25 protein-coding genes and 4 pseudogenes are annotated in these 25,604 nt (G+C 70.0%); 14 read left to right on the top strand and 15 right to left on the bottom strand.

Features of this window, described 5'->3' with window-relative positions:
- Positions 1-44 precede the first annotated feature (44 nt).
- The 3 genes from ACZ434_RS03720 to ACZ434_RS03730 all read right to left on the bottom strand — a co-directional run bounded on the left by ACZ434_RS03720 (position 45) and on the right by ACZ434_RS03730 (position 2,816).
- A complete protein-coding gene (locus tag ACZ434_RS03720; RefSeq protein WP_468451385.1) occupies positions 45-176 on the bottom strand; it encodes a putative transporter small subunit in 132 nt (43 codons plus the stop codon).
- Positions 177-198: 22 nt separating this feature from the next.
- Positions 199-1,923 carry a sodium:solute symporter family protein gene (locus tag ACZ434_RS03725; RefSeq protein WP_468451387.1) on the bottom strand — a complete coding sequence of 575 codons (1,725 nt, stop codon included), beginning with the start codon at positions 1,921-1,923 and terminating at the stop codon, positions 199-201.
- Between the two features lie 350 nt (positions 1,924-2,273).
- Positions 2,274-2,816 (bottom strand): FG-GAP repeat domain-containing protein, encoded by a 543-nt coding sequence (locus tag ACZ434_RS03730; protein ID WP_468451389.1) that lies wholly within the window; start codon positions 2,814-2,816, stop codon positions 2,274-2,276.
- Between the two features lie 173 nt (positions 2,817-2,989).
- On the opposite strand from ACZ434_RS03730, the gene ACZ434_RS03735 reads away from it, so the two are divergent.
- The 5 genes and pseudogenes from ACZ434_RS03735 to ACZ434_RS03755 all read left to right on the top strand — a co-directional run.
- Positions 2,990-5,296, top strand: a complete 2,307-nt coding sequence (locus tag ACZ434_RS03735) for a polymorphic toxin-type HINT domain-containing protein (protein ID WP_468451391.1) — start codon at positions 2,990-2,992, stop codon at positions 5,294-5,296.
- A gap of 379 nt (positions 5,297-5,675) precedes the next feature.
- Positions 5,676-5,936, top strand: a pseudogene (locus ACZ434_RS03740) (PhzF family phenazine biosynthesis protein); the annotation flags it as partial.
- Positions 5,937-6,030: 94 nt separating this feature from the next.
- Positions 6,031-6,312, top strand: a complete 282-nt coding sequence (locus tag ACZ434_RS03745; RefSeq protein WP_468451393.1) for a hypothetical protein — start codon at positions 6,031-6,033, stop codon at positions 6,310-6,312.
- Positions 6,313-6,420: 108 nt separating this feature from the next.
- A complete protein-coding gene (locus ACZ434_RS03750; protein ID WP_468451395.1) occupies positions 6,421-7,254 on the top strand; it encodes a hypothetical protein in 834 nt (277 codons plus the stop codon).
- A pseudogene (locus ACZ434_RS03755) lies at positions 7,247-7,660 on the top strand (PhzF family phenazine biosynthesis protein); the annotation flags it as partial. The gene ACZ434_RS03750 and the pseudogene ACZ434_RS03755, both read left to right, overlap by 8 nt.
- Here the strand turns inward: ACZ434_RS03755 and ACZ434_RS03760 are convergent.
- Positions 7,660-8,145 carry a hypothetical protein gene (locus ACZ434_RS03760; protein ID WP_468451809.1) on the bottom strand — a complete coding sequence of 162 codons (486 nt, stop codon included), beginning with the start codon at positions 8,143-8,145 and terminating at the stop codon, positions 7,660-7,662. The pseudogene ACZ434_RS03755 and the gene ACZ434_RS03760 sit on opposite strands and share 1 nt — an antisense overlap.
- A gap of 99 nt (positions 8,146-8,244) precedes the next feature.
- Positions 8,245-8,564 (bottom strand): annotated as a pseudogene (locus tag ACZ434_RS03765) (transposase); the annotation flags it as partial.
- Between the two features lie 41 nt (positions 8,565-8,605).
- Here ACZ434_RS03765 and ACZ434_RS03770 point away from each other — a divergent pair.
- Positions 8,606-8,815 (top strand): annotated as a pseudogene (locus tag ACZ434_RS03770) (PhzF family phenazine biosynthesis protein); the annotation flags it as partial.
- Positions 8,816-9,131: 316 nt separating this feature from the next.
- On the opposite strand, the gene ACZ434_RS03775 reads toward ACZ434_RS03770, so the two are convergent.
- Positions 9,132-9,350, bottom strand: coding sequence for a DUF397 domain-containing protein (locus ACZ434_RS03775; RefSeq protein WP_468451397.1), 219 nt, complete (start codon positions 9,348-9,350; stop codon positions 9,132-9,134).
- Positions 9,347-10,231 carry a helix-turn-helix domain-containing protein gene (locus ACZ434_RS03780; protein ID WP_468451399.1) on the bottom strand — a complete coding sequence of 295 codons (885 nt, stop codon included), beginning with the start codon at positions 10,229-10,231 and terminating at the stop codon, positions 9,347-9,349. Before ACZ434_RS03780 ends, ACZ434_RS03775 begins: the two co-directional genes overlap by 4 nt.
- A 190-nt stretch (positions 10,232-10,421) precedes the next feature.
- On the opposite strand from ACZ434_RS03780, the gene ACZ434_RS03785 reads away from it, so the two are divergent.
- The 4 genes from ACZ434_RS03785 to ACZ434_RS03800 are packed head-to-tail and all read left to right on the top strand — an operon-like array spanning position 10,422 to position 13,551.
- Complete coding sequence (locus tag ACZ434_RS03785) at positions 10,422-11,045, top strand: ATP-binding protein (protein WP_468451401.1); 624 nt, start codon at positions 10,422-10,424, stop codon at positions 11,043-11,045.
- A gap of 44 nt (positions 11,046-11,089) precedes the next feature.
- Positions 11,090-12,274 (top strand): AAA family ATPase, encoded by a 1,185-nt coding sequence (locus tag ACZ434_RS03790; RefSeq protein ID WP_468451403.1) that lies wholly within the window; start codon positions 11,090-11,092, stop codon positions 12,272-12,274.
- Complete coding sequence (locus tag ACZ434_RS03795) at positions 12,264-12,851, top strand: DUF4276 family protein (protein ID WP_468451405.1); 588 nt, start codon at positions 12,264-12,266, stop codon at positions 12,849-12,851. The genes ACZ434_RS03790 and ACZ434_RS03795 overlap by 11 nt, the downstream gene beginning before the upstream one ends.
- A gap of 55 nt (positions 12,852-12,906) precedes the next feature.
- Positions 12,907-13,551, top strand: a complete 645-nt coding sequence (locus ACZ434_RS03800) for a PhzF family phenazine biosynthesis protein (protein WP_468451407.1) — start codon at positions 12,907-12,909, stop codon at positions 13,549-13,551.
- 14 nt (positions 13,552-13,565) lie between these two features.
- Here ACZ434_RS03800 and ACZ434_RS03805 read toward each other — a convergent pair whose 3' ends face one another.
- The 3 genes from ACZ434_RS03805 to map form a co-directional block, all read right to left on the bottom strand.
- Positions 13,566-14,246: a DUF4232 domain-containing protein gene (locus ACZ434_RS03805; RefSeq protein ID WP_468451409.1), complete on the bottom strand. Its 681-nt coding sequence runs from the start codon at positions 14,244-14,246 to the stop codon at positions 13,566-13,568.
- Between the two features lie 194 nt (positions 14,247-14,440).
- Complete coding sequence (locus ACZ434_RS03810; RefSeq protein WP_468451411.1) at positions 14,441-15,088, bottom strand: biliverdin-producing heme oxygenase; 648 nt, start codon at positions 15,086-15,088, stop codon at positions 14,441-14,443.
- Positions 15,089-15,235: 147 nt separating this feature from the next.
- Positions 15,236-16,093 carry a type I methionyl aminopeptidase gene (gene map, locus ACZ434_RS03815; RefSeq protein WP_468451413.1) on the bottom strand — a complete coding sequence of 286 codons (858 nt, stop codon included), beginning with the start codon at positions 16,091-16,093 and terminating at the stop codon, positions 15,236-15,238.
- Between the two features lie 98 nt (positions 16,094-16,191).
- On the opposite strand from map, the gene ACZ434_RS03820 reads away from it, so the two are divergent.
- Positions 16,192-16,425 carry a hypothetical protein gene (locus ACZ434_RS03820; protein ID WP_468451415.1) on the top strand — a complete coding sequence of 78 codons (234 nt, stop codon included), beginning with the start codon at positions 16,192-16,194 and terminating at the stop codon, positions 16,423-16,425.
- A 35-nt stretch (positions 16,426-16,460) separates the two neighbouring features.
- Here the strand turns inward: ACZ434_RS03820 and ACZ434_RS03825 are convergent, their stop codons facing one another.
- Entirely contained in the window at positions 16,461-17,063 is a 603-nt protein-coding gene (locus tag ACZ434_RS03825) for a hypothetical protein (protein WP_468451417.1), read from the bottom strand.
- 140 nt (positions 17,064-17,203) lie between these two features.
- On the opposite strand from ACZ434_RS03825, the gene npdG reads away from it, so the two are divergent.
- Positions 17,204-17,917, top strand: a complete 714-nt coding sequence (npdG, locus tag ACZ434_RS03830; RefSeq protein WP_468451419.1) for an NADPH-dependent F420 reductase — start codon at positions 17,204-17,206, stop codon at positions 17,915-17,917.
- An 88-nt stretch (positions 17,918-18,005) separates the two neighbouring features.
- The gene (locus ACZ434_RS03835; RefSeq protein ID WP_468451421.1) at positions 18,006-18,197 is read left to right on the top strand and encodes a hypothetical protein; all 192 of its coding nucleotides are present in this window, start codon (positions 18,006-18,008) and stop codon (positions 18,195-18,197) included.
- Here the strand turns inward: ACZ434_RS03835 and ACZ434_RS03840 are convergent.
- Positions 18,187-18,987 (bottom strand): site-2 protease family protein, encoded by an 801-nt coding sequence (locus tag ACZ434_RS03840; protein ID WP_468451423.1) that lies wholly within the window; start codon positions 18,985-18,987, stop codon positions 18,187-18,189. The two genes, ACZ434_RS03835 and ACZ434_RS03840, sit on opposite strands and share 11 nt — an antisense overlap.
- Before the next feature lie 304 nt (positions 18,988-19,291).
- On the opposite strand from ACZ434_RS03840, the gene ACZ434_RS03845 reads away from it, so the two are divergent.
- Positions 19,292-22,588, top strand: coding sequence for an AfsR/SARP family transcriptional regulator (locus ACZ434_RS03845; RefSeq protein ID WP_468451425.1), 3,297 nt, complete (start codon positions 19,292-19,294; stop codon positions 22,586-22,588).
- Here the strand turns inward: ACZ434_RS03845 and ACZ434_RS03850 are convergent, their stop codons facing one another.
- The 3 genes from ACZ434_RS03850 to panB form a co-directional block, all read right to left on the bottom strand.
- Positions 22,589-23,410, bottom strand: a complete 822-nt coding sequence (locus tag ACZ434_RS03850; protein ID WP_468451427.1) for an ABC transporter permease — start codon at positions 23,408-23,410, stop codon at positions 22,589-22,591.
- The gene (locus ACZ434_RS03855) at positions 23,407-24,426 is read right to left on the bottom strand and encodes an ATP-binding cassette domain-containing protein (protein ID WP_468451429.1); all 1,020 of its coding nucleotides are present in this window, start codon (positions 24,424-24,426) and stop codon (positions 23,407-23,409) included. The genes ACZ434_RS03850 and ACZ434_RS03855 overlap by 4 nt, the downstream gene beginning before the upstream one ends.
- Before the next feature lie 278 nt (positions 24,427-24,704).
- Complete coding sequence (panB, locus tag ACZ434_RS03860) at positions 24,705-25,583, bottom strand: 3-methyl-2-oxobutanoate hydroxymethyltransferase (RefSeq protein WP_468451431.1); 879 nt, start codon at positions 25,581-25,583, stop codon at positions 24,705-24,707.
- Between the last annotated feature and the right edge of the window lie 21 nt (positions 25,584-25,604).

Consider the following 25,604-nt stretch of genomic DNA (forward strand, 5'->3'; position numbering starts at 1 on the left):
AGGGGTGCCCTCCGGGAGGGCACCCCTTTCCGTACCGCGGGGGGTCAGATCAGGTCCTCCCCGTTGCGGCGGGCCTCGGCCCACTCGCGGAAGAACCCGCGGCTGATCACGAACAGGACGACGGCCACGAGCACGGGCCACATCAGGACGTACGCGGTCAGAGCTGCGGTGGACATGCTGCCTCCTCGGGAGCGGGGATCACTTGCTGCTGGTCGCGACGGGCTCGGGCTCACCGCCGGCGCCCCCGGCCGGTGCCTCCGCGCCCGTCTCCGCGCTCGCCGCCGAGTCGCCGTCGTCGAAGTCACCGGTGCGCTGGGCGATGAGGGAGAAGTCGAAGCCCTCACGCCGGCGCGCGCTCATGGCCCAGCAGACGACCGTGGACACCGAGTAGGCGACCAGCGAGCCGCACAGGGTGGCGTACTCGTGCAGGGACCCGATCGCGAACGGCGCGGACACCACGACCGCCGCCGCACCGACGACCTTGGCCGCCCTGATGCCGAAGAAGCCGAACACCATCAGACCGAGGACGACACCGATACCGACGACCGACAGCACGTCCACCACGATGCCGAAGACACCGTCCACCGGGATCCAGCCGAAGCGGACCGGCAGGAACACCGCGAGCGCCGCGACCACCGAGGTGGTGAACGCCTTCCCGGTGACCTTGTCCCAGTAGAAGCTGGCCAGCACCGGGAAGACCAGCGCGCCCCACAGCGCGCCGACGAACACCAGCAGGTCGAGGATGTTCAGCTGCAGGCTGGCGAAGGCCACGGCCATCGCGGTCGCCACCACCATGGTGATACGGCCGACCAGCAGCATCGTCTTGGGGTTCGCCTTCTCCTTGCCGGCGACGTTCTGGCCGTAGACGTCGGCCATCATGATCGAGGAGAGGGCGGAGAGATCGGAGTCGGCGGTGGACGACAACGCACCGACGATCATGATGAAGAACAGCGCGAGCAGCACGGGCGGCAGATACTCGGCGGCCATCCCGGGAATGATGTTGTTCATGTCGCCGCCGACCGGCTCGTAGCCGAGGTAGAGGGCGAGCACACCGAGCATGCCGACACCGATGACCATCGCGCCGTAACCGACCGTCGCCGTGAGGAAGGTCGGCTTGATCAGGCTCTCCTTCACCGCGAACAGCCGCTGCGCGATGGTCTGGTTGCCGATCGCGTAGGCGAGCACCGCGGCGATGTACGGGGCGCCCTGCTCCATGAAGGCCGTGCTGGAGAAGAAGTCGCCCTGCTCCGGGGTGAGGTTCCCCGCGCCGGTCTCGAAGGCAGCCGGGAAGTCGGCCGCGAAGAAGATGAACGGGACGATGACGGCGACCGCGCCGAGCATCGCGACGACCTGGACGAAGTCGGTGAGCACCGAGGCGCGGAAACCGGACCACAGCGTGTAGAGCAGCACACCTGCCGCGACGGCGAACACGCCCTGCGTGAAGGTGAACGGCGACAGCATCGAGATCAGCACGCCGCCGGCGATGAAGTTGGACATCAGGCTGATCAGGCTGCCGACGATGTTCGACCCGGCGAGCATCAGCTGACTGGAACGGCCGTGCCGGGCGTACATCACCTCGGCGAGAGTGTGCGCCTTGGGCGCCACGGCCCGGATCCGCTTGCCGAAGGGGTAGATGAAGAGAATCATCAGCGCACCCCACAGCCCGTAGTGGATGGGCCCGGAGATACCGTACGTGTACCCCGACGTCGCGGACGCGTACATCGACGACGCCCAGATCCAGGTCGCCGTCATGCTGGCCGCGGAGATACCGAAACCGATGTTGTTGCCGGCGGTCATGTAACCGTCGGCGTTCTCTTCCTTCTTGCCGATCCGCGTCGAGATCAGGAAGGTCCCTCCGTAGAAGAAGACCAACAGACCCACGACCACCAGCACACTGAACTGAGCCGTTTCCAGCTCACCCACAGGCGCCACCTCCTCATCACCGGAACCGGGAGCGTTCACAAAGAGGCGGACTCTTTGAGCCCGCAAACTTTCCGCACGGTAACAGCTATTTCAGGACGCCACGGGGCCACATGGGCCGACTTCACATGAGCCTCGTCACCTGTACTTTTGCCCAATTCGTACAAGTCAAGGACATGTCGGATGGGCCTTTCGCCGCAAAAGCTCCCCTTCGCCCCACCTTTCCCCGGCCAATCGTTCGCAACTTGCAAAAGCAAAGTTGATCACTTTGTTACGCCAAAGAGACTCACCAGCCCAGGCGGACAGCGCCACCGGGCACCCATGACGGGCACCCGGCGGCCGTCGTTCACCCGTCAGTCAGGGCACCCCGAGCTGCTGGCGTACCAGGTCTCCGGCTGGGACTTCCAGCCCTCCAGCGGTGCGCCGAAACCGCCGCTCGACTGCGCCGTGAAAGTGTGCAGCGCCGTCACACCGCCGTCGTGCCGATACATCACCGCGGCGTCGGTGCGCTTGTCACCGTTGTAGTCGCCGCTCGTCAGCTCGACGCGATCGCGTTCCCAGGTACCCGACTCCACGTTCCACGACTTGAACGGCCGGTCCAGGGTGCCGTCGGCCTGGGCGATGAAGGTCCACAGCGCGGCGGCGCCCGTGCTGTAGCCGTAGAACGCGATCAGGTCGGCCCGGCCGTCGCCGTTGGCGTCGCCCATCGTGTAGTGGGCGTTCTTGGCCCACCAGGTTCCGTCGCCGGAGTTGAAACCGCGCACGGGGTTGTCGAAGCCGCCGTCGGCGCGGCCGAGGAACTTGTGCAGGTCCATTTGGCCGTCGTCATCGTCGTAGACGGCGGTCAGATCGGTGCGACCGTCTCCGTTGACGTCGCCGGCCTGGACCGAGATCACCCGAGGGTCGGGCCGGGGCCGCCCAGCGAGGACGGGATCTCCATCGGGTACGACCAGGTGGGCTGAACTACTCCTCCGCGAGCGTCGACGGCCGCTCCTCCGCGTCCTCGCAGCAGAGCAGTTGGGTCGGTGACGGCTGGGACACCGGCGCCAACTTCATCGAGCGCCAGTTCGTGCCGTGCTCCAACGACCGCAAGGAGGGCTCGGGGTACAACAACCCCAAGCACCCCACCGGCGACCTGTGCCAGGGCCCGCCGGTCGTCACCCTGTCGCTGAACGGCAGCTCCACGCAGCTCGTCCTCGACGACAAGACGAAGAAGTCGGTCCCCGCCGGGGACGACGGCTCACGCGTCGAACTCCTCAAGGGTGTCGCCAACGGCGACAATGAGAAGGAGTACTGGCGCGTCACCAACGAGGAGGCCGTGCAGTACTACTTCGGCATGGAACGGCTGCCCGGCTGGGCCTCCGGCAAGCCGGAGACCAACTCCGCCTGGTCCGTGCCGGTGTACGGCAACCACCCGAACGAGCCCTGCCACAAGGCCGCGTACGGCAAGGAGCGTAACCACTACGGCTCCAACGTCACCCGCGAGGGCAAGTCCACCAACCGCGGTTACGACCGCGGCGGCTGGCTCAAGCGCATCTCCTACGGCCTGCGCAGCGACGACCTGTTCGCCGCAGCCCCGGCCCCAGGTGACCTTCCAGGTCGCCGAACGCTGCGTCAAGACGGCCTCGTTCGACTGCGCCGAGGGCAAGCTCACCTCCGAGGCCGGACCTGGTCGCCCGACCGCGACCCGGCCACCCAGACCCCGGACGCCGAGTTCAGCTACACCGTCACTCCGGACGCGCCCGTGGTCATCACGACGAAGCAGCTCATCGAGCGGGGCGACTACCGGGTCACCTACGACATCTACGACGGCGCGCTGCGCCTGCGCCAGACCCAGCAGCCCGCGCTCGACGGCGGCCGGGTCATCACCGACACCTTCTACGACAGCCGTGGCCTGGTCTGGAAGGAGAACGGCGCTCACTTCAACTCTCAGGACGCCTCATCCGAGTTGTGGTCCTCGGACGACAACAAGGTTCCGGCATCCACGCGTACCGAGTACGACGGTCAGGGCCGTCCGGTCGCCACCATCGCCCGCAAGTTCGGCGAGGAGACCTGGCGCACCACCACCACGTACGGCGGCGACTGGGTCGCGGTGGATCCGCCGAAGAAGCAGTCCAAGATGGACATGGTCATCCACGTGGCCAAGGAGGCGGTGAAGGAGGGCACCGGCTACAACGACATCGTCGACTGTCTCAACGGATCCCTCGGCACCTGCGCCATGATCGCTCTGGAGGCCGCGGTCCCGTTCGCGGGCAAGGCCAAGCGAGTCCTCAAGGCGCTGGACAAGGCCTGGAGCGCCTACCGCAAATGGGAGGACGAGGTCCGCTGGGCCACCGGCATCATCAGGCGGGCCGACGAGGACGCCAAGGCCATGGCCAAGTACACGGAGGACATGGCCGAATGGAAGAAACAGGCTGACGCCGCCAAGGCCGCGAAAAAGGCGAAAGCCGAGGAAGCCGAAGCGACAGCCGCCAAGAAGGCCGACAGCAACGGCGACGGCGGAGGGGGCGACGGCACCCAGTCGGCCGGCGAGTCCTGCCGGGTGAACAGCTTCACGCCCGAGACCCCGGTTTTGATGGCCGACGGGCGGAAGAAGCCCATCAAGGACGTCAAGCCCGGCGACAAGGTGGTGGCCACCGACCCGGAGACCGGCAAGACGGCGGTCAAGGAGGTCACGGCCCTCATCATCGGCAAGGGCGCGAAGAACCTCGTCGAGATCACCATCGACACCGACGGTGAGAAGGGCGAGAAGACCGCCAGGACCACGGCCACCGACGGCCACCCCTTCTGGGTGCCCGAACTGCGCGAGTGGGTCCGCGCCACGGACCTGAAGTCCGGCGACTGGCTGAAGACAAGCGCCGGCACCCACGTCCAGATCACCGCCGTCAAACGCTGGACCCAGCAGGCCAGGGTCTACAACCTCACGGTCGCGGACATCCACACGTACTATGTGCTGGCGGGCGCTGCGCCGGTACTCGTTCACAACTGCGGGGAGGCCGATGATGACCTGCTCGACTTCGCGGACGAGGCGCTGAGCATGAGTCCGGAATCGCGTCCCAATGTTGCCACGAAGATTACGTCTGCGGATGGAAAGCATGTCCGCTTCTCCTATGCAACGGATACGCGCAGTGGTGCAATGCCTCCGCAGACAGCGAGGGCAGTAGCCAACTCCGGACACCATGGCGGGTGCGGGGAAGTCGGGTGTGCCATTCAGTTCGAGAGCGCCGACATCCCGCTGGAGGGGGCGACATTCCAGTCCGTCAAGATCGGTGGTGGCGGTAGAGGGAATTCGTTCCCGATCGAGGATCATGGCGAGCTGATCGGACCATGCCCTGCCTGTCAGCGGTTCTTGCCTCAAATCGGTGGACGTGGGTGAGTCTCGTGCCTGTCTCTCCGGAGTTGCGCGCCGCACTTCAAAGATTGAGAGAAGTGCGGTCCGAAAGGCCCCGGGGGGAGTGCGAAACCGAAGCATTCGCTGCATGGCGGGAAAGGATCGCAGACGCGTTGGATTCACTGGCCGGCGTTCTGATCTATCAGGAAGATCGCCAGAGGGCTGCCGCCGAAGCGGCCGCTGCTCGCGCTGAAGCGGAAAGAATCCGTGCTGACCTGGGTCAACTAGGCTGACCGCTGGATCTCTGCCCTGATCCGTCCGTTTCTGCAACTGCAAGGCGGGCATGGCCCTGCACATTCCAGAAGCCCCACCGAGAGTGACTCCGGTGGGGCTTCTGTGCCGTTTGACGCAGTTGCAAGCCCCTGTGACTGATTGCGACGTGGTGCGTGTCTTCTGAAGGCCCCGGGGTGGGTACGGCAACGAGCTCAGTGCGGTCCGGGACGGGGCCGTGATACCGGAGCAGGATGAGTGACAGGTGTTCGCCGCGAAGCTCGGGTTCAGCGAGACGGTGTTCGTTGACGACCCTGAGCGTGGGGTGGTCGGCATCCACGTGCCCGTGCTGCGTCTGCCCTTCGCCGGTTATTCCTGCGTCAGCGCGGCCTGGCTGAACGCGGTCCCGCGTCTACACGTACTATGCGCCGGCGAGGCAATGGTCTCGGGGACGGGACTGCCACTCCTTTGAGCATGCGAGGTGGGAAAGTGCGGTTCGAGGGGCGACCGTGAGGCGTTTCTCCGTAGAGGGACGCGACTACTTCGCGCTCATCGTCCAGAGTGACCACAACGACTTCGATGCCATGGAAGTGGTGGAGTGGGTCGAGGGCGCGTCCGGCGGGACACTGCTCGAATTCCGTATGGACGACACCTCGGCACGGCTGAGCTTCATCCGGCCGGACATCGACATCGCCCTGCTCAGGACGGCGGTGGACATCTTCCGGGAGGAGTTCTTCGAACCCAGATGGGCTTCAGGGGCACCCTGCCCTCCCTGGGGGGAAGTACCGTGAGAGGGGCCGAGGGCCGGCCCCGAAAACAGTTTCCGTCCGTTCCGGCCGTCGCCCAGACTCGGCCCCATGACGAGGTGGAGCAGACAGTCTCAGCCGGGAGGCGGGCTGGTGCTGGCCGTTTCGGGTCGGCCCGGTCCGCCCCCGCTGCGTTTCGAGACGGTGGACGGGGGCCGGATGCTGCTGCGGCAGCAGGACCGGCCGTTGCTGCTGGGCCGTGCGGACACCGACGGCTGCTGCCGTGACCTCTCCCTCCACCGCCTCGACGCCTACCGCTCCCCACTGCCGCCCCTGCGCTCGACCACGCAGCGTTCTGCCATCGACTGGCCCCACCAATACGCTCGTTGGATGGAGGAGTCCCCCGCCCACCCGGTGCATGACGGACGCTGGCACCTGTCCCCGCGGGCTGCGTTCGCCCCGGGTATCTGGACGGAGGACCTCGTACGCGATTGGCCGGGCGGCAGCCTGGAGCTGTACTGCGGCGGTGGCTGGCACGGCGTCCTGCCCCTGCGCCGGCTGTCACCACCCGACGCCCCGCGCGTGAAGGCGTACCGCAAGCACGTCCGCGAGGGCACCCTGGCGCCCGTACTGCTGTGGTGGGTCACCTTCCTCGACGGCTGGCTGATCCTGGACGGCCACGACCGTGCCGTCGCCGCGCTGGCGGAGGGCGGGGAACCTCCCTGTCTGGAGCTCATACGACTGACTGGCGACGAGGAGTGGCGGCGCACCGTCGACGAGGTGACCGAGGCGTACCGGCGGCAACTGGAGTGTCTGACGCACCCGGCGGACGAGGCCCGGCGGACTGCCGTGGAACACCGGTACGCCGACACGGTGGCCTCCCTGCCGTACGACGGTGCCCCGACCCTCACCTGGCCCCTGGCCGGTGGCGCCCCGACCTGGGACGACCTCGCCGCCCGTACGGTGCTTGAATGCCCCCGTGACTGACTACGACGTGCTGCGCGTCTTCTGCGGACCTCGCGGCGGGTACGGCAACGAACTGGGTGTCGTGCGCGACGGTTCCGTGATGCCCGAGCGGGAGGACCGGCAGGCGTTCGCCGAGAAGCTCGGTTTCAGCGAGACCGTGTTCGTCGACGACCCCGAGCGCGGGGTGATCGACATCTACACCCCCACCCTGCGCCTGCCCTTCGCCGGCCACCCCTGCGTCGGCACGGGCTGGCTGCTGGACGTACCCGAGCTGGTCGTCCCCGCCGGGGTGGTGGGTTCCCGGCAGGACGGGGAGTTCTGCTGGACCGAGGCGCGGGCGGAGTGGGTGCCGCCGCGCACCCTGCGCCAGTACGCCACCGCTGCGAAGGTCGACGACCTGCCCGTGCCGCCGAAGGGGGAGTGGATCTAGGCCCTGTCTCCTTGGTCCTCTACCGGCCGGGACGTCTGCGGGTGGTTCATGGTGGTGCCGTCAGGATTCCGTCCGAAGGCGGCCTCTAGAACGGCGGGGAGGTCCTCCTTGGGGACCGTGGTACGCAGGTCTGCCAGAACCTGGGGAAAGTCATCATCGTCGATGACGCCCATGTGTTCCTGACGTAGTTGGTAGATGATCTCGACGAGCCCCGGTCTCAGCTGCATCCAGGCACGGGAGCTACGGATCTCTTCATCGACCTGGTGCATGAACCAGCGCATGACCTCGTACGGGACGTCAGTGTGTGCTGAGCTCGGGTTGAAGCACACTGTCGGCTCCCGTGCCGGATCCTCATCGGGGATGGTTGCGGTCACGAGATTCCGTTGCCTGGCCACGAGATCCAGTTCCAGATACCAGGCGTCATCGGGCACGGAGTAGATCGCGGTGATCGCGTAGTCGCCGTCGGGGTGCCGAAAGACCATTGCCGCATGCTGCCACGCCGGGCTGAGGACGTGCCTCTCCAAATTGTGCGGCCCGACGCCCCTACGCCCGGGCCCAGAACAGGACGGCAGCGAAGTGGAGGCCCGGCAGCCGGTGGAGTCCACAGACACAGTCCAGTCCAGCCGATGTCGTCAGCACCGTCGGCCGTTGCCAGGCGCGCTGCGAGAATACGATCCCAGGTACCGTCCGCAGCCCACCTGAGCAGCCGTTTGCGAGCGGTCTGGAATGAGCCCAGCTCGTCCGGCAGGTCCCGCCAAGGCGAGCCGGTGCGGTACTTCCACTCGATGGCTTCCAGGGTTCGACGATGGTTGGCCCACCGCGGGCCGCGGACCGCATTGGTCGGCATCAACGGCTTGATCCGGTCCCACATCACATCAGTGATCACTAGACGGATGGACATATCCGATCAACCAAAAAACGGATCAAGGAGACACGCTCTGGTTCTGGGCCTGGCTGGACGAGCCGGCCGGCCGCATCCGGGCCCGTGCCTTCCCCGGCCGCGACGACGGCATCGACGAGGACGAGGCGACGGGCGCCGCGGCCCTCCTCCTCACCGACCGACTGGGCTGCGCCCTGAACATCACCCAGGGCACGGGCTCCCAGATCCTCACCGCGACCCAGCCGGAGGGCTGGACGGAAGTCGGCGGCCGGGCTACCTGGAACCCGTCGCTGAAACCCTCGGCTCCCGGGTCCACGGCATGCTCGCCGGGATCGCCCTCGCCGTCCAGCAGCATCACCATCGTCCGCTCGGCGTTCGTGACGAAAGCCGGCGACCGGCCGGACGAACTGGTCAGCCACGTCTCGAACCGGCCCCTGTCGCACTCGCTTGAAGCGTTGCCGACACCGTTCCGGACGGCACAAGGACGGTGCCGCCGTCGAGGATCATCCAGGACTCGACCATGAACCGCTCGTCCCCGTTGTCGGACGGGGGCCGCATCCACTGGTCATGCGATGCTGATCCGGATCGCTACCTGGAACGCTGACCGCTCCACTGCGCGACGAAGACGCCCCAGGCGTCACGGCCGAAGGGGAGCACCGGACTGGTCGGGTGCTTGCTGTCGCGGACGGGGGCGAGGGCGGGGATGTTGTGGGCGAACTCCAGGCACTCACCCTGTCCGCCGCTGTAGCTGCTCTTGGACCATATGGCTTCGGTCAGGCAAGGGGGTATGGAGCGTTCGACGCTCATGAGGTGAACTCCTCGGCGATTCGGCGGATGAGTGCGAGCGACTCCGTCGGCGGCAGCGCGAGAGTGCGCGCATCATCGAAAAGGGCCCGGTAGTGGGCCACTTCGGGTTCCTGTTCCATCCAGAAGTTGCCCGTGGGTGTCTCTGTCAGCACGAGATCCTGCGCCGTCGCCTGAGGAAAGCTCATCAGCAGGTACGGGCCGAACATACCCGAGTGGGCTCCGCGCGAGAACGGCAGGACTTGGACGGTGACGTTGGGGAGCTCTGCCAGAGCGATCACGTGGTCCAGTTGTGCACGCATGACGTCGGACCCGCCGACCTGCTGGTGCAGAACTCCTTCGGCAAGCACCGCCCAAAAGGTCAATGGCGTCTCACTGGTGAGTCGTTGCTGGCGAGCGAGTCTCACTTGGACGAACTGGTCGATGTCCTCGGACGACTGCCATGCGCGAGACGCGACAGTCACGGCTCGGCTGTACTCCGGAGTCTGGAGCAGCCCGGGAACGAGCTGAGCCTGGAATGTCCTGATGCTCTCGCAGATGGACTCCATCTCGATGTAGTCCTTGTACGTTTCGGCCAGCACCGAGCTGTACTGGTGCCACCAGCCCTCGCGACGGCGGCGGTTGGCCGTCCTCGTGAGCAGGGTGAGCCGCTCCCGGGTCTCGGGATCGTTCACGCCGTAGGCGTGCAACAGAGCCATCACATCCGGTGTGCGCACCAGAACCCGGCCGTTTTCCATGCGGCTGATCTTGCCCTTGGTGCAGTCGAGAGCCTCGGCTGCCTGGGTGGTGGTGAGGCCTGATGCCTCGCGGTGGCGGCGCAGTTCGTCGCCCAACTGCCGTCCCAGAACGGTGGAGGGGCGGTCGGTCGTACCTCGCGTGTTCATGCTCCTCTTCTAGCAGAGACGTATAGGTGCGAACCCGGCACTCACTCGAAAGGATGAGAAAAGCTCTAGATCTCCGATGCAACGTTGCGAGGACCTTCCGAGTGCGGGCAGCCTACGGAACGCGCGACTGCAACTGGATCCATGTTGCTGGGACTTCGCTGCTGGCTCCGGACCCTGAGGAGGCTTCCCTATGAGCGCACTGAACGAGATCACCTTCCGGCTGCCCCGCAGCCGGTCCAGCGTCCCCCGCGCCCGGGCGCTGCTGCACGCCGTGCTCGGTGACTGGGGTGTGGGGCAGGAGGCGCTGGACAACGCCGAGTTGGTGCTGTCGGAGCTGGTCACCAATGCGTTGCGCGTCGCCGTGCCCGGGGACCGGCAGGTGGGCGTGCGGATCAGCCGCTCCCTGGCGGACGGGGTGCTGCGGATCGAGGTCAGTGATGCCGGGGGCGGGCGGCCCGAGGTGCGGGAACCGGGTGAGGACGAGACCGGTGGGCGGGGGTTGCTGCTCGTCGCGGCGCTCGCGCACCGCTGGGGCTGGGAGGAGCGCGCGGCCGGGATCGGGAAGACGGTGTTCGCGGAGCTGAAGGCGTCGGACATCGTCGCCGGGCCCGGGACGCGTGAGGTGGCGGCGGCTCTGGTCGAGGCGGGGCAAGAGGTACGGGTGTGGGGTGAGTGGCGCACCGTGGTCTGCGTACGCGGTGATCAGTACGCGGCCGGTGGACCCGCCGTGCTGCTTGAGTTCGGGGCCGGCCCTGCACTGCGGGTGCACGCGGCGGAGCCGTTGGCCGTACGGACGGAAAGGCGCTGCGGATAATGTGGCGCAGTGCACATGCGGCAGCGTGGAGAGGAGGTGGCAGGGTGATCACGCGGATCGAGATCGACGGATACAAGTCGTTCGACGACTTCGCCCTCGACCTGCCGCCGTTCACCGTCCTGGTGGGAGCCAACGCCTCGGGCAAGTCGAACCTGCTGGAGGCCGTCGACCTGCTGGGACAGTTGATCCGCGAGCCGACGAGTCAGACGCTGGTCGACCATGCCCGGCGGGGAGGCCCGAAGGAGCTGTTCCGGCGCGGGCCGGACGGGGCACCGGTCGGGGCCATGCGTATCGCGGCCCACGTTCTCGTGCATGGCTACGCCGGGTACTGCCACGTCAGGGTCGAGGCCGAGGTGACGTACGCGGATCCGCCGGACCCCCTGCGGATCGACACCAAGGTGCTCAATGTGCATGACCACCATGCGGGCGAGGACTGGACCCCGTCCGTGCCGTGGCACCTGTTCCCCGACGAGACCGGCCAACTCCACTGCACGGAGGTGTCCGTACAGGATGCCGCGTATCGCAGGGAGCTGGCCGAGAGCACGAGGAACTGGCGGATCCTCGAACCCTCCCCGAAGGCGATGCGCGTCGTCTCGTCCACGTACGACACCGCACCCCTCGCGGAGGACGGCAAGAACCTCGGCGCCGTCCTGGGCCGGATCGCCCGGGACCCGGAGAGCTGGTACGACTTCCGTGCCGATGCGGTGGCGCTGCTCCCCGATCTCGTGGAGATCACGGTGGAGGCGAATGCCGAGTGGGGGCAGTGGGACGTCTGGCTTCAGCACCGGCATGAGCACCGTGTGACTCCGGGCGCGGCATCCGCGGGCACGCTGCGTGTGCTGGCACTGCTCGCCGCGGCTCACGACCCCGCGCACGAAGGGCTGCTCATGATCGAGGAGCCCGAGAACGGCCTCCACCCCACCCGCGTCCCGCAGTTGCTGTCCCGGCTGAAGGGCAGAACCAGCGAACCCGCAACGCTCACCGCCGGTGACGGGAGACAGATCCTGATCACCACGCACTCACCGGTCGCGCTCGCCGCCTCCCTGGAGGACGCCCCGGATTCGGTGGTGTTCCTGGACACCGTCACCCGGTTCGACGACGGCCTTCCGCCGCGTCGGCTGAGCCGGGCGCGGAAGGTGGCGGAGAGCGGAGAGCGGGGGACGTTCGTCACCCCTCTGGAAGTGCGGAAGTACCTTGATCCCATGGGGCGGTACGCGCGTGGGGCGTAGGTATCTCAGTCTCGCTCTCCTCACGGAGGGAGCCAGCGACCAGTGGTTTCTCGTTCCGGTCGTCGACCGGCAGGTTGCCGAACTCGCCCATGCGGCTCCGGCCGGCTTCGACTACTCAGGTGTAGTCGTGGGGGAGTGCTTCACGGTGGCGCACCGGGACCTGGTCGTCCGCGAAGCGACCGAGCTACTCCGGTACTTCGACATCGTGCTGATCCACCACGATCACAATGAGCGGGGCAAGGTCCAAGCCGTCCGTGAGTACCTTCCGGACCACGCTCACCGGATTGTGGCTCTGGTGCCGGTGAAGGAGACCGAGGCGTGGATGCTGGCGGACCCTGAAGCGCTCAAAGAGGCGGCACCCGGGCGCGATGCCGCATGGGACGTACCGCACGACGTGGAAAAGGTCGTCGACCCGAAGGCCATGCTCAAGGCGGCGCTGGGTGGACGGCGCGACGCGGAACGGGCTTTTGGCCGACTTGGGCAGACGGTCGCGCTCGACGCGCTGAACAAGGTGCCCGCGTACCGACGCTGGACCGGCGAGCTGCGCCGGGCGAGGGAGGGGCTGCACTTCCTGTGACGCCGGTGGGCCGGGCCGGCGGGCTCGCCGTCCGCGCGATGCTTGAATACCGCCCGTGACTGATTACGACGTGGTGCGTGTGTTCTGCGGGCACCGGGGTGGGTACGGCAACGAGCTCGGGGTGGTGCGGAACGGGGCGGTGATGCCGGAGCGGGGGGAGCGGCAGGAGTTCGCCGCGAAGCTCGGGTTCAGTGAGACCGTGTTCGTCGACGATCCGGAGCGGGGGGTGGTCGACATCTACACCCCGACTCTGCGGTTGCCGTTCGCCGGGCATCCGTGTGTGGGGGCGGCCTGGTTGCTCGACGTGCCCGAACTCGTCGTGCCCGCGGGGGTGGTGGGGGCCCGGCAGGACGGGGAGTTCTGCTGGATCGAGGCGCGGGCGGAGTGGGTGCCGCCGCGCACGCTGCGGCAGTACGCCTCCGCCGCCGAGGTCGACGACCTGCCCGTGCCTCCGAAGGGGGAGTGGGTGTACGCCTGGGCCTGGCTGGACGAGCCGGCCGGGCGGATCCGCGCCCGTGCCTTCCCCGGCCGTGACGACGGCATCGACGAGGACGAGGCGACGGGCGCGGCGGCGCTGCTGCTCACCGATCGGCTGGGGCGGGCGCTGAACATCACCCAGGGTGCCGGTTCGCAGATCCTCACCGCACCCCAGCCGGAGGGCTGGACCGAGATCGGCGGACGGGTGTATCTGGAGCGCTGAGAACCGGAGTTCCGTCACTTCGACGTGATGAAGTCCAGTGCGGCGCCGGAGGCGGTCGTCCAGTAGGTGACGAGCCGGCCGTCGTCCGCGTACAGGGTGGCGGCGGGCAGGGGGACGTCGACCGGATCGCTGCCGGTGGTGCCGAGTTCGTGGCCGTGGAGGGTGAGGGTGATGCTCTTCGCCTCGTACTCGTCCCGGTGGCCCCCGCTGACGAGCAGAGCGGCGTAGGCCTCCTCCGCCGGGGCGATGACGACGGGTTCGCCGGGGTTCGGGGCGCTGTCCTCGATCACGGGGGTGTTGCCCGCGGCGTCACCGATCATGACGTGCGGGTAGTGGTGGAGGGCGCACTTCTTCTCACCGGCGTTCTGGACGACGAGGAGCAGGTGCCTGGCCTCCTTGCTGTCCGCGGGCTCCCGTACGGAGGAGAAGGCGAGGTTCTCCTCGGTGCAGGCGGGGACGGTGGACGGCGTGCCGTTCGCGTCGTTCCCACCGGCCCCGGCGCCCGCGTTGTCGGCCGGCTGGCGCGAGGACGTCGTCCTGCCCGGCCGGTTCGAGGCGTCCGCCCCGTCCGAGCCGCCTCCCGCGTCCGGTCCGCACGCGGTGGTCGCGAGCAGCGCGGTGACGGCGGCGGCCCCGAGGGCGCAGGACCTCCGGCCTCTGGAACTCTTGCGGGCGCTGCGGGCAGCGGTGTCCATGGTGTTCCCCCGTGGTCGGTCGTGGCCGGTCGGGCCGGTCCGGGTCGTTCGTGGCGGCGGGCCGCTGACGAAGTCCCGCCGCCACGAATGCAGCTTGTGCCGGTTGTACCGGCTGCGACCGCGGCGCACGGGGGTTGTTACGGGCCGGGGACACGGAACTGACCGTTTCGTAAGGGGAACACAGAGTCACCGGCTCACGCGGACAGCGGGAACTCCTCGCCCAGTGCCCGGAACACGTCCGTGTTCAGGGCGAAGGCCCGCTTGCACTCGCTCACGATCCGCTGCTTCTCCAGGTCGTCCACCGGTACCGCGTCCAGGAGTTCGCGGTAACCGCGCTTGAACGCGGCCGGGTTGGAGATCTCCTCGAAGACGTAGAAGCGGACCCCGTCGCCCTTCCGGGCGAAGCCCCACGTCCTCTCCGCCTTGTCGCGGATGATCTGGCCGCCGGAGAGGTCGCCCAGGTAGCGGGTGTAGTGGTGGGCGACGTAGCCGGAGGGCCAGGTGCGGGCGCACTCGGCGACCCGGGAGGCGTAGGCCTCAGTGGCGGGCAGGGCGGTCAGGGTCGAGCGCCAGTCGGGGCCGCGCAGGTGGGTCAGGTCCCGCTCCAGGGACGCCAGCCGGAACAGTTCCGGCCGGATGAACGGGCCCGCCACCGGATCCGACGCCAGCTCCCCGGCGCCGGACTCCAGTGCCTCGTACACGAACCACAGCTGCTCCGTGTAGCGCGCGTACGCGTCCACGCCGAGCCGGCCGCCGAGCAGATCGCTCATGAACGTCGAGGTCTCCGCCTCCACGTGCTGCTCGTGGGAGGCGGTGCGGATGAGGGTCGAGAAGGAGTCCATGGGCCCGATCTTCTATGGTTAGGCTTACCTAAGTCAATGCCTTGCCGACAGTCTGTCGGGAACTTCCCCTCCCTTCTCCCCGCACAAACGAGGGCCCGCCCTCCGAAGAGAGCGGGCCCGGAATCGCGGTCGTCGGGACGGCCGGTCCTACGGAAGGGTCAGGATGTCCGCCCCCGTGTCCGTGACCACCAGCGTGTGCTCGAACTGCGCCGTCCGCCTGCGGTCCTTCGTCACGACCGTCCAGCCGTCGTCCCACATGTCGTACTCGTGGGTGCCCAGCGTCAGCATCGGCTCGATGGTGAAGGTCATCCCCGGCTGGATCACCGTCGTCGCGTGCGGGCTGTCGTAATGGGGGACGATCAGGCCGGAGTGGAAGGACGAGTTGATGCCGTGGCCGGTGAAGTCACGGACCACCCCGTAGCCGAACCGTTTCGCGTACGACTCGATCACGCGGCCGATGATGTTGATCTGGCGGCCCGGCTTGACCGCCTTGATCGCGCGGGCGAGGGACTCGCGGGTGCGTTCCACCAGCAGGCGGCTCTCCTCGTCCACCTCGCCGACCAGGTACGTCGCGTTGTTGTCGCCGTGCACCCCGCCGATGTACGCCGTCACGTCCAGGTTGACGATGTCGCCGTCGCGCAGCACCGTCGAGTCCGGGATGCCGTGGCAGATGACCTCGTTGACCGACGCGCACAGCGACTTCGGGAAACCGCGGTAGCCGAGCGTGGAGGGGTAGGCGCCGTGATCGCACATGAACTCGTGCGCCACCCGGTCCAGCTCGTCCGTGGTGACACCGGGCGCGATCAGCTTCGCGGCCTCCTCCATCGCCCGCGCCGCGATCCGGCCGGCGGTCCGCATCGCCTCGATCGTCTCGGGCGTCTGCACCTCCGGACCGGTGTACGGAGTGGGGGCGGGCTTGCCGACGTACTCGGGACGACGGATGTTCCCGGGCACGGAACGGGTGGGGGACAGTTCCCCCGGAACGAGCAGCGACTGGCCAGACATGCCGGCGAGTCTAATTCAGCGCCGATGGGGGACCATCTCCCTGGCGGGACGCGAGACGGCGGACGGGCGGGACAGCCCATCAGCGGGAGGAGACGGTCATGGCCCTGTTCAAGAAGCGGACGGTCGGGAAGCCGGGCGAGTGGTTCTACTGCCTGGAGCACCAGAGGGTCGAGGAGGGCCCCGACTGCCCCGGCAAGGACCGCTTCGGCCCGTACGCGAGCCGTGCCGAGGCCGAACGCGCCATGGAGACGGCCCGCGAACGCAACCTCCAGTGGGAGAACGACCCCAGGTGGCACGACGCCCCCGCGGAAGGCGAACGCGACGACGACTGACCGGCGCGGGACCCTCACCCGCGAGTCCCGGCCCGTCACCAGCGCGTGGGCGGCGGGGCGGTCAGCAGGTCGGCCAGCCTCGACAGCCGGTCCCGGAAGCGGCGCCGGCCCCGGCGGGCCGGCAGGGCGTTCTCCCCGGCCGCCGCGCTCACCAGGTGCTGCACGGTGTCCAGGTCCAGTTCGGAACCCTCCGGCACGGGCAGGACCTCGTGCGCCAGCGCCGGGAGTTCCCCCGCGCCGGGGCCCAGGGACAGCAGCGTCGCCCCGGCCCGGCGGGCGTCGGAGATCCGCTCGAGCAGCGGGGCGGGCGGGTCCCCGGGCGCCACCACCAGCAGCGTCTCGCCCCGCCGCGCCGCCTCCAGCCGCCCCGGGCCCACCGCGAGGTGCGCGGGGTCCGAGGGGCGCGCGTCGTGCCGTACGAGCGTGGGGGCCAGCTCCGGCGTCCCCGACCAGGCGGCCTCGTCCGACAGGTGCGCCGCCAGATGCCACGGCTCGTACTCCGGGGTGCCCACGAGCAGCAGCCCGCCGCCGTGCGCGACCACCGACCCGCGCAGGGTGCCCGCGAAGTGCCGGGTGGCACCCAGCCACCCCGTCCCGGCGAGCACGTCCCGCAGCAGCGCGACCCGTACGGCGTCCATGCGGCCGCATCCTGCCCCAACCGCCCGCCCGCGTTGCGGCGTTCGCCTTGGATTCGCCCGTTCCGGGGACATCGACCGCCGCTCCGTGACGGCGCTCACGCCGGCCGTGAACGCCGGTGTCACGGACGTAGAGTCGGCCCATGACCTCTACCGAGAAGGCACAACAGCCCGCGAAGACCCCCGCCAAGGACCCCTGGGACCTGCCCGACGTGTCCGGGCTCGTCGTCGGCGTGCTCGGCGGCACCGGACCGCAGGGCAAGGGCCTCGCCCACCGGCTCGCCAAGGCCGGCCAGAAGGTGATCATCGGCTCCCGGGCCGCCGAGCGCGCCCGGGCCGCCGCCGAGGAGCTCGGGTACGGCATCGAGGGCGCCGACAACGCCGAGACCGCCCGGCGCAGCGACGTCGTGATCGTCGCCGTGCCGTGGGACGGCCACGGCAAGACCCTCGAGTCCCTGCGCGAGGAACTGGCCGGCAAGCTCGTCGTCGACTGCGTCAACCCGCTCGGCTTCGACAAGCAGGGCGCCTACGCGCTGAAGCCCGAGGAGGGCAGCGCCGCCCAGCAGGCCGCCGCGCTGCTCCCGGACTCCCGGGTCACCGCCGCCTTCCACCACCTGTCGGCCGTACTGCTCCAGGACCCGGAGATCGACGAGATCGACACCGATGTGATGGTGCTCGGCGAGGTCCGCGCCGATGTCGAGATCGTGCAGGCCCTGGCCGGGCGCATCCCCGGCATGCGGGGCATCTTCGCGGGGCGGCTGCGCAACGCCCACCAGGTGGAGTCCCTGGTCGCCAACCTGATCTCCGTCAACCGCCGCTACAAGGCACACGCCGGGCTCCGCGTCACGGACGTATGAGGCGATGGGGGACACTGGAGGTCTCGGCAGTACCTCGGCAGAGGCGTTGCCGAGCCTCAGCAGTGTCCCCCGACAGGAGCCCCCCGCCATGCCCCGTCTCGCCCTCTACGCCCTCGTCGTGTGCCTCCTCGCCGTCGCCGCGGCCGTCGTCTCCTTCGTCCAGGGCAGTGTGCTCATCGGCGTCGTCTGGGTGCTGCTGGCGGGCCTGTCGTCCAACATGACCTGGTACTACGTCAAGCGGGGACGGGCCGAGCGGAACGAGGGCACCGTCACGGGCTGACCGAGCAGACGCCGCTCGTGCCGCTCCAGAAGCGGAACAGCTCGTAACCGCAGTACGTCTCGATCTCGTGGATCCCCAGGGACCCCAGCAGCGAGTCGACGACGCCGAAGAACGCGCCGTTCACCTCCGGCACCCACAGCAGGGCGAACACGAACAGCAGGCCGAACGGCGCGAACGGCTCCACCTGCCGCCGGACGCCGTGCGACAGCCACGGCTCGATCACGCCGTAGCCGTCCAGCCCCGGCACCGGCAGGAAGTTCAGGATCGCCGCCGTCACCTGGAGCAGCGCCAGGAAGGCCAGCGCGAACCGGAAGTCGGCCGGTACACCGTCCAGCGCGTCCAGCCAGAACGGGGCCGTGCACACGAGCGCGAACAGCACGTTCGTCAGCGGCCCCGCCGCCGAGATCAGGCTGTGCCGCCACCGCCCCCGGATCCGGCCGCGCTCGATGAACACGGCACCGCCCGGCAGACCGATCCCGCCCATGATCACGAACACCACGGGGAGCACGATGCTCAGCAGGACATGGGTGTACTTCATCGGGTTCAGCGTGAGGTAGCCCTTGGCGCCGACCGAGATGTCGCCGCCGTGCAGCGCGGTGCGCGCGTGCGCGTACTCGTGCAGACACAGGGAGACGATCCAGGCGGACGTCACGAACAGGAACACGGCCACGCCCGGCTGCTCGGCGAACCCGGTCCAGGTGGCCCACCCGGTGACCGCGGTCACGGCCAGGATGCCCAGGAAGACGGGGCTGATCCTCCGGTCGCTGTGACGGGCGGCGGCGGTGGTCATGGAACTCCCTGGACGGTCGGGCACGCGGAGGACACACGGGGGCTGCCGCCCGACGGTACCGGGCGCACCGGGAAAACGTCTCGCGCCGGCGGCCGGTTCCGTGCAGGGTGGGTAGGCCGGCGGTCCGGCGGGGGCCGTGGGGGCGGGCCCTCCGGCGGCTCGCGGGGGACGGCATACGAGGGGGACGGGCCCGTGACCGCCGCCCGCCCGCCGGTCCGGCACGGCGCCGGACCGGCGCTTCGCGACCGGAACACCCCGCCACCCCGGCCGACCCCTGTGACCGCCGCGACCGTCAGCGGAGAGAATGGACCCCGTGCGCTACCGCATCCTCGGCACCACCCAGGCACTCCGTCCCGACGGCACCGCCGTCCCCGTCGGCGGGGCGCGGCTGCGTGCGCTGCTGACCGTGCTCGCCCTGCGGCCCGGGCACACGGTCCCCGTGGCACTGCTGGTCGACGAGGTCTGGGACGGCGACCCGCCGGCCGACGCGACCGGTGCGCTGCAGGCCCTGGTCGGCCGGTTGCGCCGGGTGCTCGGCGCCGACGCGATCGCCTCCGCCGACGGCGGCTACCGGCTGACCGCCGCGCCCGACGACATCGACCTGCACCGCTTCGAGCGGCTGGCCGGCGAGGGCCTGCGCGCCCTGGCCGACGGCGACCCGGCGAAGGCCGCCGCCGTACTGGACGACGCCCTCGCCCTGTGGCGCGGCAGCCCCGCCCTGGCCGGACTGCCCGACCGCACCGCCGAGGCGGCCCGGGTCGGGACCCGGCACCTGGACGTGCTGCGCGCCCGGCACACCGCCGCCCTCGCCCTCGGTGACGCGGAGCAGTCCCTGCCCGAGCTGACCGCGCTGTGCGACCGGCACCCCCTCGACGAACCCCTCCAGGCCCTGCGGCTGCGCGCCCTGCGCGACACCGGCCGCACCGCCGAGGCGCTGGCCGCCTACGAGGACGTACGGCGTCTGCTCGCCGACCGCCTCGGCTCCGACCCCGGTGCCGAACTGCGCGCCCTGCACGCCGACTTGCTCGAACCGGAACAAAGCCCGGGGCCCCGGGTCACCCCCTCCGGGGCGGCGCCGAGGAGCGCGCCGCCCGGCAATCTGCGGGCCCGGCTCACCTCGTTCGTCGGCCGGGAGACGGACATCGAGACCATCCGCGCCGACCTCGCCGCCGCCCGGCTCGTCACCCTGCTCGGACCCGGTGGGGCGGGCAAGACCCGGCTCTCCCAGGAGGCCGCCGAGACCGTACGGCAGTCCATCCCGGACGGTGTGTGGCTCGCCGAACTCGCCCCGGTCGACGACCCCGACGCCGTACCCGAGGCCGTACTGACCGCCGTCGGCGCCCGCGAGACCGTGCTGTACGGCGCCGGAGCCGAGAGCATGCGGGCCGTCACCGACCGGCACGCCGACCCCGTGGAACGCCTCGCCGAGCACTGCGGCCCCCGCCGCATGCTGCTGATCCTGGACAACTGCGAGCACGTCGTCGGTGCCGCCGCCCACCTCGTCGAGGCGCTGCTGGAACGCTGCCCCGGCCTCACCGTGCTCGCCACCAGCCGTGAACCCCTCGGTGTGCGCGGGGAGTTGCTGCGCCCGGTGGACCCGCTGCCCGAGCCGGTGGCCCTGCGGCTGCTCGCCGACCGCGGTGCCGTCGCCCGGCCCGGCTTCCGCACCGAGGACGACCCGGAGGCGTGTGCCGAGATCTGCCGCCGCCTCGACGGACTGCCGCTCGCCATCGAACTCGCCGCCGCGAGGCTGCGGATGCTCACCCCGCGGCAGATCGCCGACCGGCTCGACGACCGCTTCCGGCTGCTCACCTCCGGCAGCCGCACCGTCCTCCCCAGGCAGCAGACCCTGCGCGCCGTCGTCGACTGGTCCTGGGAGCTGCTCGACGCGGACGAACGCGACGTGCTGTGCCGCCTGTCGGTCTTCGCGGGCGGCTGCGACCTCGCCGCAGCCGAGGCCGTCTGCGGACCGGCCGCCCTCGACGCGCTCGGCTCCCTCGTCGACAAGTCCCTGCTGACGGCCGTCCCTTCGGGCAACGGCGAGATGCGCTACCGCCTCCTGGAGACCGTCGCCGAATACGCCGGCGAACGCCTCGACGAGTCCGGCCGGCGCCCGGCGGCCGAGCGGGCGCATCTGACGTACTACCGCGAACTCGCCCGCACCACCGAGCCGATGCTGCGCGGCCCGGGCCAGGTGGCCGGCATCGCACGGCTGGAGCGGGAGTACGAGAACGTGCGCACGGCGCTGCGGCACGCCGTCGCCCTGCGCGACGAGCAGGAGGCGCTCTGCATCACCCTGTCCCTCAGCTGGTACTGGCAGATGCGCGATCTGCGCATCGAGGCCCGCAACTGGTGCACCGAGGTGATGGCCCTCGCCCCCGACCCGTTCTCCGAACCGGTCAGGCCCGCCGCGCCGTTGTGGCAGCGCTGCACCGACGCCCCGCCGCCGATGACCGGCGAGGTCCTCGCCGAGGCCCGGCGCGGGGTGCACCTCACGCACCTGGCCCACATGGACACGGAGCTGGACGACTGGCAGACCCCCGAGGCCCAGCACAGACTGCGGCTCGTCGGCGCGACCTACGAGCCCGGAATGCCGCAGACCTGCCGGCCGCCCGGCGTGCTCTGGGTGTTCGCCGTGATGCTGACCGGCGACATGGACCGGCTGCGGCACCTGGTCGACGCGGCGATCCGCACCTGCCGGGAGAACCCCGGGTTCGAGTGGGAGCTGGCCGCCAACCTCCAGCTGCGCGCCAACTTCCTGGCCAACCGCAGCGACTGGGCCGGTGACGCCCGCCGCGACGCCGACGAGGCCCTGGAGATCCACCGCAGGCTCGGCGACACCTGGGGCATCGCCGAGGCCCTCTCCGCCCGCGGCGAGGCCCGCGAACGGGCCGGGGCGTACCAGGACGCCGCCGCGGACTTCGAGGCGGCGATCGAGCACGCCGAGCGCCTGGGCGCCCGTGCCCACACGGCCGTGCTCACGGCCCGGCTGGGCAGCGCGCTGCTGGAGGGGGACGAACCGGAGCGCGGTGAGCGGCTGCTGCGCGAGGTCATCGACGACACCAAGGGCCGGCACACCGAGGCCCTGCCCGCCGCCCGGCTCTTCCTGACCGGCTGGCTCTGCTCGACCGGGCGCACCGCCGAGGCCCGGGAGCATCTGCGGGCCCTGCGCCAGGAGTTCCTCATCGCGCACTACGTCGTCTTCGACGCGTTCATCCTCGGTGCCGAGGGCTGGCTGGAGGTGGCCGAGGGCAATGACGAGCGGGGCCTGGTCGTCATGCGCGAGGCCGTCCGGCAGGCGGGCGACCCCCTGTCCGCCGCCATGGCACCCCATATGCGCGCCGCGTACCTCACCCTCGGCGCCGTCGCCCTCGCCGGAATCGACGGGGGCCGGCACGCCCGGGACGCGGCCCGCTGCGTCGGCGCCGCCGACTCCTGGCTGCCGCCCGGGCACCACGCCACGCTCGTCGAACGGGAGGTGCGCCGACGCGCCGAGGAGCGCGCCCGGACGGCCCTCGGCGACCCGGCGTACGAGACCGCGTACGCCGAGGGCGCCGGCCTCTCCGAGGAGGAGGCCGCCGCCCTGCTCGAACCCGCGTGATCAGGTCTTCGTACGGAACTTGTGGATCGCGACCGGTGCCATCACCGCCGTGATCCCCACCGACCAGGCCAGCGTCATCCACAGGTCGTGCGCGACGGGGCCGCCCACCATCAGTCCGCGCGCGGCGTCCGCCAGCGAGGACAGCGGGTTGTACTCGGTGAAGTTCTGCAGCCAGCCCGGCATCGACTGCGGCGGCGCGAAGATCGACGAGCCGAACTGCAGCGGCATCAGCACCAGGAAGCCCATCGCCTGCACCGACTGCGCGTTCTTCATCGCCACGCCCAGCGTGATGAAGATCCACATGAGGGCGGAGCCGAAGGCCACGGACAGTCCCACGGCGGCGAACAGCCCCGGCCAGTCGGTGATGTCGAAGCCGACCAGAACGCCGACGACCAGCAGGATCGTGGTGGCGATCAGCATCCGCAGGATCTCCACCGCGATCTTGGCGAAGAGCACCGAGCCACGGCCGATGGGCAGCGACCGGAAGCGGTCCATGACACCCGTGTTGAAGTCCTGGTTGAAGCCCGTCCCCACCCCCATGGCCATGTTCATGCCCATCATGGCCATCAGTCCGGGCACGATGTACTGGACGTACGCCTGCTGTCCGCCGCCCAGCGACTGGCCGATGGAGCCGCCGAAGACGTACACGAACAGCAGGGTGAAGACGATCGGGAACAGCACGGCGTCGAACATCGACTCCGGGTCCTGCCGGATCCACAGCAGGTTGCGGCGCACCAGCGCGCTCGTGTGCCGCACATGGGCACGCAGCGGAATGCGCCCGTCCGCGCGGAGGCCGGCGGTGGCGGTGGTGGTGGCGCTCATACGGCGACGACCTCCTCGGGGGTCTCGGCGGGCACGGCGTCCTGCGGCGCACTGGCACGGTGGCCGGTGAGGGACAGGAACACCTCGTCCAGGCTGGGCAGTTCGGTGCTGATGGAGCTGAGCGTGATCCCCTGCGCGGTGACCGCGCCGACCACCGCGGTCAGCTGCTCGTCACTGAGCACCGGAACGAGCACGGCACCCCCCTCGCCGTCCACCGTGGTGGTGGCGAGCCCGGTGATACCGAGCGCGTCGAGGGAGGCGGCCAGCGGCCGCAGCCGCAGCGGGTCGGCCGGGCGGATCCGCAGCGTACGGCCGCCGACCTTGGCCTTCAGCTGCTCGATGCCGCCGCTCGCGATGACCTTGCCCCGGTCCACGACCGTCAGCTCGGAGGCGAGCTGCTCGGCCTCCTCCATGTACTGGGTGGTCAGCAGCACCGTCACCCCGTCCCCGACCAGCCGCTTGACCTCGTCCCACACCTCGTTGCGGGTACGGGGGTCCAGTCCCGTCGTCGGCTCGTCCAGGTACAGCACGGCCGGCCGGCCGATCATCGAGGCGGCGAGGTCCAGGCGCCGCCGCATACCGCCCGAGTAGGTGGCCGCCGGCCGCCGTGCCGCCTCGGTGAGCGAGAACCGCTCCAGCAGCTCGTCGGCGCGGGCGCGTGCCTCCTTGCGGGGCAGGTCGAGCAGCCGGCCGATCAGATACAGGTTCTCCCAGCCCGGGAGCTTCTCGTCCACGGAGGCGTACTGCCCGGTCAGGCCGATCACCCGGCGCAGCTGGCGGGGCTGGCGGACCACGTCGTAGCCGGCGACGGTGGCGTGGCCCGCCGTGGGCGGGAGCAGGGTGGACAGGATCCGCACCAGCGTGGTCTTCCCGGCCCCGTTCGGGCCGAGGACCCCCATCACGGTGCCCTCGCGTACCTCCAGGTCGACGCCGTCCAGTGCCTTGGTGTCCCCGTAGTGCTTGACCAGCCCCCGCACGGAAACGGCGTTCCCCGGTTCCTTGTCGTTTCGCGTCATGCGGCCGATGGTGGCAGCCGGCACCGACAAACCGCCGACATCCTGCCGACAGGCTCTCCGCGCCCGGCGCCTCGCCGGTTGCCCGGCGTGGTTGCGGGCCGGGGGCGTTCGCGCAGCCCGGCGCTCACGGGGTGCCGTCGCGCCCACCCGTGCCGCCCTGCGGCACGACTGCCCGCGGCGGGCGGGGAGTTCCGGGGTATGGGTCGGCCCCGTCGACGGGGGAAGATCGACGGGGCCGACGGGTGGTGCCGCTGTGGCTCACAAGGCGGCGGAGCCGCTCAGTGGACGGAGTGGGCCTCCTCGGGGAAGGCCCCGCCCACGACGTCCTCGGCGAACGCCTTCGCCGCCCCGCTCATGACCGCGCGCAGATCCGCGTACTGCTTGACGAACTTGGGCACACGCCCACCCGTCAGCCCCAGCATGTCGGTCCACACCAGCACCTGCGCGTCCGTCTGCGGCCCCGCCCCGATCCCGACGGTGGGAATCTGCAGCACCCGGGTCACCTCGGCGGCCAGTTCCGCCGGCACCAGTTCCAGCACGACCGCGAACGCGCCCGCGTCCTGCACGGCCTTCGCGTCCCGGAGCAGCTGCTGCGCCGCCTCCTCGCCGCGCCCCTGCACCCGGTACCCCATCGCGTTCACCGACTGCGGGGTCAGCCCGATGTGCGCCATCACCGGGATGCCGGACTCCACCAGCAGCTCGATCTGCCGGTGCGACCGCTCACCGCCCTCCAGCTTCACGGCCCCGACGCCCGCCTCCTTGACCAGCCGGGTCGCCGAGCGCAGCGCCTGCACCGGGCCCTCCTGGTAGGAGCCGAAGGGCAGGTCGCCCACGATCAGCGCGCGCGAGGTCCCGCGCACCACCGCCGCCGACAGCATGGTCATCTCGTCGAGGGTCACGGGCACGGTCGTCTCGTACCCGAGGTGGCAGTTACCGGCCGAGTCGCCGACGAGCACGACCGGGATGCCGGCCTCGTCGAAGACGGACGCGGTCATCGCGTCGTACGCGGTGAGCATGGGCCACTTCTCGCCGCGCTCCTTGGCGGCGGCGATGTCACGGACGGTGATACGGCGCGTGCCCTTGCCCCCGTACAGCGTGTTCCCGCCGGTGGAGGAACCGGGCTTCGCCCCGGTCTGGGCAGCCGAAAGCTGCGTCATGGAACAGTCTCCCAACACGTC

This window comes from Streptomyces sp. NPDC030893, from assembly GCF_055571535.1.

Coding starts and splice junctions, on each gene's coding strand:
- ACZ434_RS03720 (WP_468451385.1), bottom strand. CDS start 176: ATGTCCACCGCAGCTCTGACCGCGTACGTCCTGATGTGGCCCGTGCTC.
- ACZ434_RS03760 (WP_468451809.1), bottom strand. CDS start 8,145: ATGGTCTTTCGGCACCCCGACGGCGACTACGCGATCACCGCGATCTAC.
- ACZ434_RS03775 (WP_468451397.1), bottom strand. CDS start 9,350: ATGAGCGTCGAACGCTCCATACCCCCTTGCCTGACCGAAGCCATATGG.
- ACZ434_RS03780 (WP_468451399.1), bottom strand. CDS start 10,231: ATGAACACGCGAGGTACGACCGACCGCCCCTCCACCGTTCTGGGACGG.
- ACZ434_RS03785 (WP_468451401.1), top strand. CDS start 10,422: ATGAGCGCACTGAACGAGATCACCTTCCGGCTGCCCCGCAGCCGGTCC.
- ACZ434_RS03805 (WP_468451409.1), bottom strand. CDS start 14,246: ATGGACACCGCTGCCCGCAGCGCCCGCAAGAGTTCCAGAGGCCGGAGG.
- ACZ434_RS03810 (WP_468451411.1), bottom strand. CDS start 15,088: ATGGACTCCTTCTCGACCCTCATCCGCACCGCCTCCCACGAGCAGCAC.
- map (WP_468451413.1), bottom strand. CDS start 16,093: ATGTCTGGCCAGTCGCTGCTCGTTCCGGGGGAACTGTCCCCCACCCGT.
- ACZ434_RS03820 (WP_468451415.1), top strand. CDS start 16,192: ATGGCCCTGTTCAAGAAGCGGACGGTCGGGAAGCCGGGCGAGTGGTTC.
- ACZ434_RS03825 (WP_468451417.1), bottom strand. CDS start 17,063: ATGGACGCCGTACGGGTCGCGCTGCTGCGGGACGTGCTCGCCGGGACG.
- npdG (WP_468451419.1), top strand. CDS start 17,204: ATGACCTCTACCGAGAAGGCACAACAGCCCGCGAAGACCCCCGCCAAG.
- ACZ434_RS03835 (WP_468451421.1), top strand. CDS start 18,006: ATGCCCCGTCTCGCCCTCTACGCCCTCGTCGTGTGCCTCCTCGCCGTC.
- ACZ434_RS03840 (WP_468451423.1), bottom strand. CDS start 18,987: ATGACCACCGCCGCCGCCCGTCACAGCGACCGGAGGATCAGCCCCGTC.
- ACZ434_RS03845 (WP_468451425.1), top strand. CDS start 19,292: ATGGACCCCGTGCGCTACCGCATCCTCGGCACCACCCAGGCACTCCGT.
- ACZ434_RS03850 (WP_468451427.1), bottom strand. CDS start 23,410: ATGAGCGCCACCACCACCGCCACCGCCGGCCTCCGCGCGGACGGGCGC.
- ACZ434_RS03855 (WP_468451429.1), bottom strand. CDS start 24,426: ATGACGCGAAACGACAAGGAACCGGGGAACGCCGTTTCCGTGCGGGGG.
- panB (WP_468451431.1), bottom strand. CDS start 25,583: ATGACGCAGCTTTCGGCTGCCCAGACCGGGGCGAAGCCCGGTTCCTCC.